Raw genomic sequence first — 14416 nt, 5'->3', positions numbered from 1 at the left:
AACAAAAAAAATCGGAGTAAAAAAATGAGTAAAAAACGAACCAAATACACCTCAGCATTTAAAACAAAATTAGTGCTTGAGTTATTACAAAATGAAAGCACCTTGGTGCAGATTGCTAGCAAGCATAACATCCTTCCACAAAACCTACAAAACTGGAAGAAAACCTTCCTTGCTAATGCTGAAATTGCCATGGAGCCATCCAAGGCGGTTAAAGAATACAAAGAAGAGCTTGTTAAATCACAAAAACAAAATGAGCGCTTAACAGCTCTGGTAGGCAAGGTAACCGTAGAGAAGGAATGGTTAGCAAAAAAGCTAAAAAGCTTGGGCTTATCTAATCTTAAACAATTAGTTGACTTCAAGCCGTCTTCAACATCTGCAACACAACCTTTATCAATTAATCAACAATGCCAACTGTTGAGCATTAACAGGAGTGGCTTATATTACACACCGCGTACCAATGTGCGTAAAGATAAAATTAAATCTCATATCACCAAGGTGTTTGAACAAATACCTATTTACGGTGAGAAAAAAGTGCATCAACAACTACTTGAAGACGGTTACAAGGTAAGTTTAAACACAGTGGCTCGTTATCGCCAAGCGTTGGGGTTAAAAGCGGTGTTAGCGGTTAAACAGGTTAATACAGCCATACCAATCAAAGCACATAAAAAATACAGTTATAAGCTTCGAGGTCTTGGTATTAACCACGCTAATCAAGTTTGGAGTACAGACATCACCTACATTAAGATTGCGGGAGGTATGGTGTATATGGCTGCTATTATTGATTGGCATTCCAAGGCTGTTTTATCACACAGAATATCCAACACAATGGATTCACAGTTAGTGATGAGCGTACTCAACGATGCTTTAGAAAAATACCCGCACCCAGAGATATTTAATACCGATCAAGGCAGTCAATACACCAGTGAGGTGCACACCAAGCGACTCAAAAAACTGGGTATTACTATCTCAATGGACGGCAAAGGCAGAGCCACAGATAATATCTGCATTGAACGCTTCTGGAGAAGTGCTAAATGTGAAAGGATTTATTTAAACGAATACCAAACTATCAGTGAGTTAACCACGGATGTAGATGATTATATTGAGTTTTATAATCACCAAAGATTCCATGAAACATTGAAATATAAAAAACCAATGGATGTGTATCAAGAAAGTATAAAATTGAATCAGAAAAAGAAGAGGGCTTCTTAGGGTTTGCTATATAAGAAAATTTAGAAAGTTGTTTGAGGTTTTGGGGTAATGTAGTATACTAATTTGCACTAACGATATTGCATCAACAATAACATGGTGCGCCATTAGAGATATTGCTAATAGTTTGTTTTCTTTATATATCAATATTGGCCTTATTAAAGATGAATCAGAAAGGGAAATAATCTTTTGGGCGTTTTCATATAGCTCTTCTTCTATATTGCCTAAGTCATTTATCTCAAATTCATAAATTAAGTCTCTACCATCATTTTTAGTTTCGTACATATATAATTCATCAAAATATTTACAAATTCTTAAATTTTGAAATTTAATTTTTTTAAAAATAAAATTAATTATTTTCTTAATAACTTCTACTTGATAAGAGCCCTCTGTAAAAAAGTATCCTCCTATTAAGTATTGTCCATTAAAACTAACCTCCCCCTCTAAATACAAGTCTTTTTGTATTTGTGTCAATGGAGTGATATTTTTGCTTAAACTATTCAATTTTTGAATTCTATTATTGAAAATATCAAAAAGCATAATAGGGGTTTTTGAATTTTCTAATTTTGTCAATATAGAAACAAAATTATCAACAAACCTTTTCATCTCTTTATTGCAAAAGTCACCACTATATTCGCATTGAATCAAAAGATCGGTACCGGAAGTGTTAGCTGTTAGTGTTAATGGAACTTTTCCTTCTGTACTATTCACAGAACTGATTTGATAATCTACATGATTAATTGTGCCTTCTGTATTAATGCGAGTGCTATTAAAGGCACACTGTATGTTATTAGAACTTAAATCAGGGTATTGCCTCCTTAAATTTTCTATTAAAATTTGCAAAGGCACCCTTTGGTTGCCAGCCCCTGAAATCACTTTATTTTTTACCTGATTCAAGACGGTTAAGAAATCATCGGAATAATCTATATCTATCTTTATTAAAATCATATCGACAAAAAAACCTACAGTCGACTGCAATTCATTACCTTCTCTATTGCTTACCGGCATAACAATAAGTATTGAAGATTGGGCTGTGTATCTATACAGTAAAATTGCATAAACGCTTAATAATAAGTGCGTAATTGTAACATTATGCTTTTTTTGTATCTCTCTAAGGTTAGGCAGAGTATTTAGTGCAATTTTATTTGTGAGAATATTAAACTTTGTTTTTTTGGTCAGTGTTTTGTGTAAGTTTTTAAGGTTCATCTTCCTCGGGAAAGGATTGAACTCCTTCTCTAAAAATACCAAACTTTCTTTAAGTTTTTGTTTTTCAAAAACACTTTTTTCCCATGCACTATAGTCCGAGTATTGAACCTTTATCGGATGTAATTTCTTTAAATTTAATACACCATTTAGCTCTTTTAAAATTATTTTAACCGACTCTTCATCTGCAATAATATGATGCATATTTAATAATAATATTGATCTTTTTTTACTAACCTTTACATATGAAACATTAAAAAAAGGAGGATTTTTTCTCAAATCAAAACATCTTATCACTTCAGCGTAATAAGTTTTTTTTATATCTGCTTCTGATAAGCTTTTAACCCTAGTTAAATCAAATATTTTTATATCAAATTCTATTTTATTTAAAACTTTTTGAAAAATACCTTTTTTACCTTCTACAAAAGCTGTTCTTAATATTTCATGTCTATTCACAATTTTAACGAAAGCATCTTTTATTTTACTGACTGAAAAAACCCCTTTGAAATCAACAAGAATTGGCATATTGTATTTAATACTTTCAGGATCCTCTTGAAAAGAAAACCATAAGCGCTCTTGGGCATAACTTAATGGTGCTTTATTTGTATGTTTTTCTATAGGTATTAGACTATATTCTTTTTCACTCTCCTTGCCTAAAGAGTCTAATTTTCTAGAAATTAAGTTTATATTTCCCAACTCAAACAATAACTTTAGTTGAAACTGAACATTAAACTCTCGATTAATTTTAGAAATAAGTTGTGTGGCCAGTAAAGAGTGCCCACCAAGATCAAAAAAATTGTCTTTAATGCCAACTCTATCTACATCTAAAATTTCTTGAAAAAGCTTAACAAGCCTTTCTTGCGTGTTTGTTTGTGGTTCAATGTATTCTTCACTAGAGATAAATGTAACGTCAAGTTCAGACAAATATTTTTTATCTATTTTTCCATTTAGAGTTAATGGCATTTCCTTTAACTTTATAACGACAGATGGAATCATATGCCTAGGTAAAATTCTTTCTAAATGAAATATGACCTCTTTACTGTCAATATCTTGATTATTTATTACCGTAACATATGCTACAAGCATTTTTCCTAAAACTTCGTCATTTTTAACAATAACACAACCTTCTTTGAAGTTTGATATAGATAATAATTTCTGCTCTATTTCTCCCAGCTCAATTCTAAATCCCCTTATTTTTACCTGTTCATCCACCCGTCCGACATACTCAATATTTCCATCTTCTAAATATTTTGCCAAATCTCCAGTCTTATAAAGCCTTTCACCCTCTAAATAAGGATTGTCCACAAACTTTTGGCTTGTTAGTTTACTGTTGTTTAAGTATCCCCTAGCTAATCCATCTCCAGATATGCATAACTCTCCAACCACTGATCGTGGCACTAAATTTAAATTATCATCTAGTAGGTATATTTGGGTGTTATTTATTGGCTTACCAATTGGAATGTTTTTTGGCGTATCTTGTTTCACTGTATAAGTTGTGGTAAAAGTAGTGTTTTCTGTTGGCCCATAACCATCTACAACACTTAAAGAGCTAAATTTATTACGCAAATATTCAACTGTCAAAGAGTTAACTACCTCCCCTCCTGTTAAGATGGTTTTTAAAAAACATATATCGTCTTTTTTTAAAGTGTATGCCCATTTATCAAAAAATGCGGCTGTTAGCCATAACACATCAATTTTATATTTACTCAAAAAATTATTTAAAATCCTAAATTCTATGTCTGCATGTGGATATAGAATTAGAGATCCATTATTTAGCAAAGTATAATATATTTCAAAGATTGAGGCATCAAAAGAAATTGTAGAAAGCTGCATTATCTTCGGACATTTCAAATTAATATATTTCTGGTTTAAGACAAGATTCAAAACACTTCTATGCTCAACCATAACCCCTTTCGGTTTACCTGTAGAGCCAGAGGTAAATATAACATATGCCAAATTCCTAGAACTCATATTAACTTTCGGATTCTTTATGGAAAAGTCTTTTAAATTAATCCTATCTAAAAAAATAATTGCGCTTTTAACATTTACTAAAAACTCTTTTAAATGCATTTGTGTCAAAATAAAAGACGCCTTAGAGTCTTTTATCATATAGTTGATTCTATCTTTTGGGTAGGTTGGATCTATAGGGACATAGGCGGCACCAGCCTTTAGTACAGCCAAAAGTCCGACAACCATTTCTATTGATCTATCTACACATATTCCAATTAAATCTTCAACCTCTACCCCTTGTTGAATTAAATAATTTGCCAGCTTGTTTGCCTCTTCATTTAACTCTTTATAAGCAATCTCTTTATCTTTATATACAACAGCTATTGCATTAGGTGTATTTTTTACCTTTTCTTCAAATACCCTATGTATTGTTTTTTCTCTTGGGTAGTCCTTTTTTGTATTATTACACTCATCTAACAGCCAATGCTTTTCTTTTTCACTGACTATGTTAATATTTTTAAGTTTTTTGGTGTCATCATCTAAAACATGGTTTAGTACTGTTTTAAATCCCTCAATAAAATTGTTTATTGTATCTTTATGGAAAATATCCTTATTGTAGTTAAGATCTGCATGAATGCACTTTCCATCATCAATGAAAACAATTGACATGTCTGATCCATTTGTACCAAAAGATCTAATAGGCAAATACGATAACTTTACATTTTCAATTACTTTTTCAAGCTTTCCAGTATAAGTATATGTTGTAAATACTCTTTGTAGTGGGTGATACGGCAACTTCCCAATATTTGAAAATAATTTGTTAACTTCCGAAAATGGGTATTGTTTATATTTTTGAAGGTTTTTAATTTCTGATTTTATTTTTTTTAAAAAACATTTGAACGATTCATTTTCATTTGGCTCAACAATCAATGGAAGAGAATTAATAAAACAGCCGGAAATATTTTTTGTACTTTTGTCTCTTGTGCTTAGGGCAATTGATAAACAACAATGTTTTGCTCTATTTCGTTGATACATAAATGTATTTAACACTCCCAATAAGAAAATAAAAGGAGTTATTCTATTCTTTTTAGAATGCTTTTTGAGTAAGCTCGTCTCTCCTATTTTAAAATTAACTAACCCTCCATTTCCAGACCCCTCCTCAGGATAGGGAAGGTCTGGCTTAAATTCACTTAAATACAGTGTTTTTCTAAAAACATTTTTCCAATACTTTGTGGGTTCAGTGTCGTTCAAAGCACTTTCTTTTCTTACTAGAGAACAACTAACTTCTTCATTTGAATACTTTGTTATTTTACACCGCTCACCTTTAATCAAAATTTCGTTGTACGTGTCAAAAAAATCATGTAAAAGTTTCATTGATGTCACATGGTCAGAAGCAATATGATGAGCTCTAACAATTAAAACATGTTTACGGGAATGGTATTTTAAACATACAAAATCAAAGACTTTCTTACTAATATCGAATGTTTTGTTTAAGATATTATTATATTTTTCATCTTGTTTTTTTTCTGACAAATCAGATAAATCATAAAATGAAATTAGATTATTTAGAGCTATGTTTAAATTGTCTTTCTTAATTAAAGTGTCATTTAATATTTGAAAACTACATCTAGCTATCGGTGTTTTTTTCATAACACCGATAATTGTATTTACAATATTTTCATATTTAATATTACCTTGAATTTTTAATGCAGTTAGCTCAAGCAATGCCTTTCTTTCATTATTTGATAAAACAATATTTTTAAAATAAATTGCCTCCTCTTCCAGGGAGGCGTGATAAATATTTTTTGGAAGTTGATTCTTTCTACTCATTATTAAGTATCCTTTAATGTAAAGATTTTAAGGTTAACATTGAACGCAAACTATTATGTCTAAAAATTGTAAGTTATATTCATAAATATCGTATCTTGATTTTTAATTTCATTAAAAAATACTGATCCAGAAATATAATCAATAGCCCCGATATCTACGCTAACTCTATCTGTAACATCATACTTTGCCGAAATTTTTTGAAGCCCTCCTTTATTCATGCTAACCCCATAAAGGGAGAGTAAATAATTTATATGGAGTGTTGCGTTCATAAAATCAGAGTTAACACCAAAAGCATGCTGATAAGTATCCCTATTTAAAAGATTAGGCTCGTCAAAAAGCTTAATATCGTAGTTATTGAAATGTCTAAGTGAAAAATCATAATTAATTATTGTGTCAACAGCTCCACTGTATTCCACGCCAATTAAAGAATCGGTCCGTGAAAAATGTTTTTCCTGTGTGGAAGTGAACCTTAGTCCATCAAAATAGGCGGCCTCAACTTTGACAAGCCATGAGTCATTGATTATGTTTAATGCCGCTCCAAACATTGTTGTTTTCTCATGCGTAATTCTTGGATTCGATTCTATTGGAATGCAGCCAGAATCATCACGAATTCTTGCCGCATAAAGGCTTATATCCCATTCTGGAAAGGCGCGATCAATCGAGAGTGCATAAGTTATATCATTGTAAGACTCATTATCTGGCATTACAAAGGGTGACAAAGAAAACACAGATCCAAACGGAGGGAGTTTACTAAAACGTTGCTCTAAAATAACTATAGGAGTTATGCGCCAATTTTCAGTGAAATAATCAAATCTTGCCATAGTGACTGGAAGGCGCAAATCTTCAATATTAGTTACCCCAGGAATACGATTATCCAAGGGGTTGAGTATATCAGTAATGCGTATATTATCACTCCTCCCCCACACAATAACTTGACGACCCAGCTTTATATCCAAATCATCACCAGCGCTTCCTTCAATATAGGCGTCAAAAACCTCCTTTTGACTTCTGAACGCATTCAATTCATCCTGAGTATACCGATCACTCTTAATATCGTATATTAAGTCATAATATATTTTAGCGTTACCTTTGAACTTCCAATTACCATTAAAATTATGATTATAATCCAAAAAAAGTGCACTATTCAAAGACTCTTGTGCCGTGTCACTATTGTAACCATAGGCTAGATGTTGTTGCAAGTACCCTGAAAAACTATTTAAGCTACCTGCATACACATTATTTAGAATAAACGCTCCACATAATAATAAATACTTCAATATTTATACTCCCTTGTCCAAACGTCTTATTGTAAAAATTTTATCCTTAATATTAGGATTTAATCTAATATTTCTTAATTTCATGGTAGTTTTATGTAGAAAGATTTCTCCTCTTTTTGTTGTCATTTCCATATCATCTACAATCCAAATATTTTTATTTTTATGGGTGTTGAGTATATTCATATATTTTGCTTTTCCATTTTTCATAAATCCTATGGATTTAATTATCATATAGCTGTCTTGCGCTATAGTGTTGATTGTCCTTGTATAAGCAAACTTTTGAATAATTTCACTTGTTTTTGGGATGCTTTCTATTTTCCATGCTAGAGTACCGTTAACCTCCTCTTCCCCTAAATATTTATACACATAGTTTTCTAAATTTGGTTTTGTTAGATCAAAATATGAAAAATCAGACCCCATAAAACTAGAGGATTTATTTGAGCTTGCTATATGTTTAATACGTTTAAGTTTCGGTAGAAATATCCACTGACTATCTTCTTTTACTGATTCATCATTATAATCATATGTTAAAAATGCTGTATTTCTAACACTTGAAGGAGAGGTGAAAAACATAATTTGACGCTTATCTTTCCCGTAATACTTGCTATAAACTTTCATTTTTTTTACTCTTTTATTTCCAAATTTATCAACAGATGTCATTTCCATGTCTTGAATAAGAGTCTTTGCATCTTCACGCTGATAAACCTCTCTCATAATTTTCAAAGGGTCCACTTTATCCGCACTATAAACAGGAGAAAATGTCACTATCAACATAAGGAGTAATAAATTTTTCATAGTTATTTTTTTTTAATTTGTGTTGTAAAAGAAATAAGCGCCGGCAAAAAAAGCAGGTCTGTTATTAGTGCAAAAATAAGGGCGCTTATAGTTACAATAGCGAAATTTTGATTTGGGGTAAAAACACTTAAAAAGAATACAGAAAAAGACAAGGCTAAAATGAATGTAGTAAATATAATAGCTTTGCCTGCATATAAATAAACTTCATTAAAACTATCAATTAATTTTCTTTTTCTTTTTTGTGCATCAAAATATTTTAATAAAAAATGTATAGTATCATCAACTGATAACCCGATAATGATTGCCCCAGATATTGCTATCCCCATATCAATAGGTATCCCAAGCCATCCAAGCAATCCGGCAATTAAAACTACCGGTATAATGTTTGGCACTAGTAAAATCCAAAGCTTTCTCATGTCTTTAAGTACCGCCAACATGATAAAAGAAACAAAGGACAGGGTTAGAAAAAAAGAATAGATAAGAGTTTTAGAAACATCTTTTTGCAAAAAAGCATTCATAGCTGTTTGCCCTGTTATATCTACACCATACCCAGTATTAGACCACCATTTTTTAACAAAATTAATCATTTCCAAATCTTTACTTGTATTAACAATGTTAGTCGAAACATTAATCAGGAATTTTTGTCTTTTAAAATCTACCTTTCCTGTTAACCCCGCTCCTTGTTCAGATGAAATCTCATGTAATAACAAATATTGTGCCACTAGATCTTTGTCATCTGGAATTTGGTCCTGACCATTTAAAAGAATATTGTATTCTTTAACGATATCTAAAAGTGAATCAATGTGCCTTATGTCTTTTGGAAATGCACTTTGATAGTCCCGATAAAATCTTTCAATATTTTTTAGAAAATTTGGTTCATTTACCCCATCTTGCTTCTTGCTATCCAAAACTATACTATACGACATTGGTCCTGTTATATTTTCCATAATAAATTCTGCAGATTGCCTAATTTCTACTTCTTTATCAAAAAGGTTTATTAGGTTTGAGTCTATTTTTAATTTAGATGCTCCTATTGACATCACCCCCACTAAAAAAATAAAGAAAAATACGATTATTTTATCGTACCTTACTATAAATACGCCATAACTATTGTTTGAGTGTTTTAAATTGTTTTTTGTTTTTTGTTTAATGTTTATGTTTAATGTGAGCAACATTGCAGGTATCCAAATTATAGACAGCATAAAAGCAAACAAGGCTCCTGTTGCAATTGCTAGTCCTAAAGTTTTTATAGGCGCTATGCTTGAAACATAAAGAGTTAAGAATCCAATAGATGTTGTTAATGATGTTAAAAATATGGGTAAAAAATTCTTGTCTAACGTCTTTTTTACGGCGTTCAAATTATCCAACCCACTTTTTCTTTCTTGAATCCAAATAGTAAATATATGTATAGAATCAGCTATGCCTATAGCCATAATAAAAATAGGGATACTTACAGTAAAATTATTTAATTTAAATCCGAATAACAACTGCATTACAAACACCATTAATATAGTAAGAATTACTACACATATTGGTATTAGAATGCCACTTATATTTTTAAATAAAAAAGCTAGAAGAGCGGCGACAAAAAGAAAACTTAAGGGAACCAACAATGTAGTATCCCTTCCTGCCACATTGATAAATGCTTGTGTCATTACTGGTCCTCCATTTAACCAATACGAGTAACCTGTTTTTCTATGCTCCTCTCTAATTAACGACATTATTTTTTGCATTATTACCCCACTAACATCCCTTCCTTCATTGGCATTAGGGGTTAATTTTGCGAAAATTATCGTAGTTTTTGCATCTTTAGAAATAAACGAATTCAGCATGCCTTTTGTTTTTAAAGAAATTTTTTTTAGTTCTTCTAATTTTTTTACACTTAAAGAGTTAATGTTTTGAATAAAATTATTTACTAAAATATTATCTTCATCTAAGTGACTTAAATGGACATGTTGATAGTTCACTAAGGAGTCAACCTTCTCTATATGAGGAATGGTCGCAAGTTTTTTAGTTAAGCTTTCTATACTTTTTAAAGGTTTTTTATTGAAAATACCACTTTCATCCTTAAAAGCTACTATAACACCAATATCATTACCAAACTCTTCTCTCATTAGGTCATAATTTAGTAAAATTTTAGAATCTTTTTCAAACCAAACCCTGTAACTCCCATCAATTGTAAGGCTTAATAAATTCAAACTTAATAAAAAAACGATAAAAGGTATTGTGATAGCGATAATTCGGCTATATTTATTTAAAAAAACCATGTATTGATTGAGTATCATATGTTTTATTATACTCTATAACTTTATAAAACCCCAACAATTTCAGACAACAATCTAAACTTTCTTATTTCAAACCCGTTAAACTAAACAAAAAAATCGGAGTAAAAAAATGAGTAAAAAACGAACCAAATACACCTCAGCATTTAAAACAAAATTAGTGCTTGAGTTATTACAAAATGAAAGCACCTTGGTGCAGATTGCTAGCAAGCATAACATCCTTCCACAAAACCTACAAAACTGGAAGAAAACCTTCCTTGCTAATGCTGAAATTGCCATGGAGCCATCCAAGGCGGTTAAAGAATACAAAGAAGAGCTTGTTAAATCACAAAAACAAAATGAGCGCTTAACAGCTCTGGTAGGCAAGGTAACCGTAGAGAAGGAATGGTTAGCAAAAAAGCTAAAAAGCTTGGGCTTATCTAATCTTAAACAATTAGTTGACTTCAAGCCGTCTTCAACATCTGCAACACAACCTTTATCAATTAATCAACAATGCCAACTGTTGAGCATTAACAGGAGTGGCTTATATTACACACCGCGTACCAATGTGCGTAAAGATAAAATTAAATCTCATATCACCAAGGTGTTTGAACAAATACCTATTTACGGTGAGAAAAAAGTGCATCAACAACTACTTGAAGACGGTTACAAGGTAAGTTTAAACACAGTGGCTCGTTATCGCCAAGCGTTGGGGTTAAAAGCGGTGTTAGCGGTTAAACAGGTTAATACAGCCATACCAATCAAAGCACATAAAAAATACAGTTATAAGCTTCGAGGTCTTGGTATTAACCACGCTAATCAAGTTTGGAGTACAGACATCACCTACATTAAGATTGCGGGAGGTATGGTGTATATGGCTGCTATTATTGATTGGCATTCCAAGGCTGTTTTATCACACAGAATATCCAACACAATGGATTCACAGTTAGTGATGAGCGTACTCAACGATGCTTTAGAAAAATACCCGCACCCAGAGATATTTAATACCGATCAAGGCAGTCAATACACCAGTGAGGTGCACACCAAGCGACTCAAAAAACTGGGTATTACTATCTCAATGGACGACAAAGGCAGAGCCACAGATAATATCTGCATTGAACGCTTCTGGAGAAGTGCTAAATGTGAAAGGATTTATTTAAACGAATACCAAACTATCAGTGAGTTAACCACGGATGTAGATGATTATATTGAGTTTTATAATCACCAAAGATTCCATGAAACATTGAAATATAAAAAACCAATGGATGTGTATCAAGAAAGTATAAAATTGAATCAGAAAAAGAAGAGGGCTTCTTAGGGTTTGCTATATAAGAAAATTTAGAAAGTTGTTTGAGGTTTTGGGGTAATGTAATATTCAGCTTGGTTTTGATTTTTAGTGTTGTTGGTTTTGAAACTTAAAAACTCCCGAAAGGGAGTTTTTGTTATTTTAAAGTCATTTATCCATTATGCCGAGAATTGTAAATAATCACTAATTCTTCTTTGGATATATCTTCTTTTGGCAATTTGCCTTTAATTTTCACTAAGTCAAATTCCGTCTCATCATTTTCAGCAAAATCAATAATTTCTTCATTATTCATTGCTTTATATTCCCACCACTCGTTAATCATCGGTCTAGCTTTTTCAACAACCTCATCTTTTGTTGCCCCAAAAAATATATGTTCTATTTCGTATTTACCCTCTGAAATAATATAGCAATACATTTACTCTCCTTTTTTAAAATACAAACTTATTTTTTATAAAATTATTCATCAACCAAATTACCCTGCATTTTTATAAGCCCTTCATAATCACCATTATCAGCCTGTTTTAAAGCTTGAATATAATCATCTCTATGGATATTTTCTTTAGCAAGTAAATTTTCATTCCATCCAGTTGCTGACAAGCCATTTTGCTTTAAATAAATATTGGCAAGCATCCTAGACCACCTACCATTACCATTTAAAAATGGGTGAATAACCACTGCTCTATGATGTAGCCTTGTTGCTATTTCTATTGGGTTAAAACTTTTATTCGACTGCCAAAAATCTAAATCATCGGCTAGTTTTTTAAGCTCAATGCTAACAAGATAAGCTTTAACCCCAAAATTAAGCTCAACTATCCTTACCTTTCCAGCCCAGTCCCATACATCGCCAAACATTTCCTTATGCAGTTTCAAGAAAAAATCAGTATCAAAAGACGCTGATTTTTTATCTAGCACACCTCCCAAATAATCAAGACTGGCTTTTAGAATGTTTTGAGCCTCTAAAAAATAAATTTCATTGGTGCCGTAGGTTTTGTTTTTATCCAGTTTTAAACCTGATAAATCACTCCCATAAGTAGCATCAGCAATTTTGGTTTTATCATCCATTGGTCAAATATAATTAAGCGTTAAAAATTGAATTAGTTAACCCACAAGCTTTTTTGGTGCTGGTGTAAAAAGCTATTTTTAGCTTGTTCCACCAGCAAATTTAACTGCTCATCATTTAAGCCTTGCTGTTCAAGTGAGGAGGTATCTTGCACCAGTGAAACCATATAAATAGCTTTTTCTTTGGCTCTGTTTTGTTCCAGTTCATTAATACTAAGTGTTTCATTGCCAGCAAAATCAAGACCAAGTAAGTGGGTTACACTTTCTACGGTAGAGAGTTTTACATCTTCCCCCGCTAAAAACCTTGTAACCGTTCTGTTACCAAGACGAGAGAGCTTAGCGATATTATCAATCGTTAAGCCGATTTGCTTTTTTCTTTTTTGCACTCGTTCGAGTAATTCTAATCTAGTCATAATGATGTATTTTAACAAGTAAGTTGTTAGTATTATGTCATAAATGGCTAAAAAATCAAATTTACTTTTCAAAAACTTCGGTTTTACTTAAAATATCTTTCAAATAAGTGGCTATAGGAATAAGTCCAGCCCTTGTTTTGATTTGCTCATATTCACTGATAGTAAAACGCAAACCAATAAGCTCAGATTGTTTTTCAGCCTTTGGCTTGGGTTTGCGTCAAGCTGGGCTGTTTTGGTTGGTTGCTGATTTTTCTAAATTGATTAGTGTGTTTTTACTTTTTACTTTCCATACGGATACATCGTTTTTACCTGGCATATTTAGTGTCGATTAAATGATAAATATCGTTAAATTGCTTATTCACTTCCCTGTATTGGTAGTTTGCCAATCAAGAGGCTTGCATTAGTTGTGAGATTGATTTTTCTTGCTCAAATATAGTATCAAACACACTGGAGTATTTAAGAGGCAATACGGGAATATTTGGGCTGATTTGTGAATGCACTGCATTTTGGATATTTTGCATATCTTCACATTTTGACCAATTAGTAAAAATATCGTTCTTGTTACGCTTTTGTAGTTTAGTCGCAATCACAACAACATTTTTATTAAGCTCCAATACCTCGGCAATGGTGTTTAAACCAGCTTTAATTGCCTTTACTTCGTTGTAGATGGGCACAAGCACTACATCAGACTGTTTAATCGCTGTAGCGATACTTAGGGCTGTTTTTGAGATTAAACCAGCCAAATCAAAAACCATGTCAATATCACTGCCTACTTCGGGAAATGGCTCATTCAAGTCAAGACAAAACAAATGCTCATCAGCAATAAAGCCATCAAACACATGGTAAGGCTCGTTAGTTCAAATAGCGTATCCCCTGTCTAGGGCTATATTGGTTGCAATCGGGGTTTTACCAGCAGATCACTTAGTGCTGTATACAGTGATTTTCATAATTATTGGGTTAATTGAATTAACAAGATATTTCACAATAACCAATATAATCAAAAAACTGATATTGCAAATTATTGTGAAATAATCAATTAAATCAGTATTTCTAGTTATTTCGATATACTCAAAATAACAAGAATAATTGATAATTTTTAGTGAATGAAAATAACTG

Annotated in this window: 10 protein-coding genes; 2 read left to right on the top strand and 8 right to left on the bottom strand. The window is 31.9% G+C overall.

The genetic code is table 11. The annotated features are described in order from the left end of the window. Positions 1-24: 24 nt before the first annotated feature. A complete protein-coding gene (locus AB8525_RS07990) occupies positions 25-1209 on the top strand; it encodes an IS3 family transposase (RefSeq protein ID WP_369150786.1) in 1185 nt (394 codons plus the stop codon). 6 nt (positions 1210-1215) lie between these two features. Here the strand turns inward: AB8525_RS07990 and AB8525_RS07985 are convergent, their stop codons facing one another. From AB8525_RS07985 to AB8525_RS07970, 4 genes are read right to left on the bottom strand one after another with little or no spacing between them, the layout of a single operon-like run. Beyond that, positions 1216-6189, bottom strand: a complete 4974-nt coding sequence (locus AB8525_RS07985; protein WP_369177277.1) for an amino acid adenylation domain-containing protein — start codon at positions 6187-6189, stop codon at positions 1216-1218. A 59-nt stretch (positions 6190-6248) separates the two neighbouring features. Beyond that, on the bottom strand, positions 6249-7466 hold the full coding sequence (locus AB8525_RS07980; protein WP_369177276.1) for a DUF1302 family protein: 1218 nt from the start codon (positions 7464-7466) through the stop codon (positions 6249-6251). 3 nt (positions 7467-7469) lie between these two features. Continuing rightward, positions 7470-8261 (bottom strand): outer membrane lipoprotein-sorting protein, encoded by a 792-nt coding sequence (locus AB8525_RS07975; protein WP_369177274.1) that lies wholly within the window; start codon positions 8259-8261, stop codon positions 7470-7472. Between the two features lie 2 nt (positions 8262-8263). Continuing rightward, positions 8264-10546, bottom strand: coding sequence for an RND family transporter (locus AB8525_RS07970; protein WP_369177272.1), 2283 nt, complete (start codon positions 10544-10546; stop codon positions 8264-8266). Positions 10547-10655: 109 nt separating this feature from the next. Here AB8525_RS07970 and AB8525_RS07965 point away from each other — a divergent pair, with 109 nt between their 5' ends. Next, complete coding sequence (locus tag AB8525_RS07965) at positions 10656-11840, top strand: IS3 family transposase (protein WP_369177270.1); 1185 nt, start codon at positions 10656-10658, stop codon at positions 11838-11840. Between the two features lie 139 nt (positions 11841-11979). On the opposite strand, the gene AB8525_RS07960 is transcribed toward AB8525_RS07965, so the two are convergent. From AB8525_RS07960 to AB8525_RS07945, 4 genes are all read right to left on the bottom strand, one after another. Next, positions 11980-12243 carry a hypothetical protein gene (locus AB8525_RS07960; RefSeq protein ID WP_369177268.1) on the bottom strand — a complete coding sequence of 88 codons (264 nt, stop codon included), beginning with the start codon at positions 12241-12243 and terminating at the stop codon, positions 11980-11982. Between the two features lie 41 nt (positions 12244-12284). Then, the gene (locus AB8525_RS07955; protein WP_369177266.1) at positions 12285-12890 is read right to left on the bottom strand and encodes a mobile mystery protein B; all 606 of its coding nucleotides are present in this window, start codon (positions 12888-12890) and stop codon (positions 12285-12287) included. A gap of 32 nt (positions 12891-12922) precedes the next feature. Then, the gene (locus tag AB8525_RS07950) at positions 12923-13372 is read right to left on the bottom strand and encodes a hypothetical protein (RefSeq protein WP_369177265.1); all 450 of its coding nucleotides are present in this window, start codon (positions 13370-13372) and stop codon (positions 12923-12925) included. Positions 13373-13686: 314 nt separating this feature from the next. Continuing rightward, positions 13687-14139 (bottom strand): hypothetical protein, encoded by a 453-nt coding sequence (locus tag AB8525_RS07945; RefSeq protein WP_369177263.1) that lies wholly within the window; start codon positions 14137-14139, stop codon positions 13687-13689. Positions 14140-14416: the final 277 nt, after the last annotated feature.

Origin of the sequence: Candidatus Thiodubiliella endoseptemdiera, from assembly GCF_964212635.1 — a bacterium.
Lineage (GTDB): Bacteria > Pseudomonadota > Gammaproteobacteria > PS1 > Pseudothioglobaceae > Thiodubiliella > Thiodubiliella endoseptemdiera.
Note: the sequence above shows the minus strand (reverse complement) of the source record. Positions and strands in the feature narration are given on the sequence as shown.

Bases quoted from the DNA above. Each gene is read 5' to 3' on its own strand.
- AB8525_RS07990 (WP_369150786.1), top strand. From the start codon at position 25: ATGAGTAAAAAACGAACCAAATACACCTCAGCATTTAAAACAAAATTA.
- AB8525_RS07985 (WP_369177277.1), bottom strand. From the start codon at position 6,189: ATGAGTAGAAAGAATCAACTTCCAAAAAATATTTATCACGCCTCCCTG.
- AB8525_RS07975 (WP_369177274.1), bottom strand. From the start codon at position 8,261: ATGAAAAATTTATTACTCCTTATGTTGATAGTGACATTTTCTCCTGTT.
- AB8525_RS07970 (WP_369177272.1), bottom strand. From the start codon at position 10,546: ATGATACTCAATCAATACATGGTTTTTTTAAATAAATATAGCCGAATT.
- AB8525_RS07965 (WP_369177270.1), top strand. From the start codon at position 10,656: ATGAGTAAAAAACGAACCAAATACACCTCAGCATTTAAAACAAAATTA.
- AB8525_RS07960 (WP_369177268.1), bottom strand. From the start codon at position 12,243: ATGTATTGCTATATTATTTCAGAGGGTAAATACGAAATAGAACATATA.
- AB8525_RS07955 (WP_369177266.1), bottom strand. From the start codon at position 12,890: ATGGATGATAAAACCAAAATTGCTGATGCTACTTATGGGAGTGATTTA.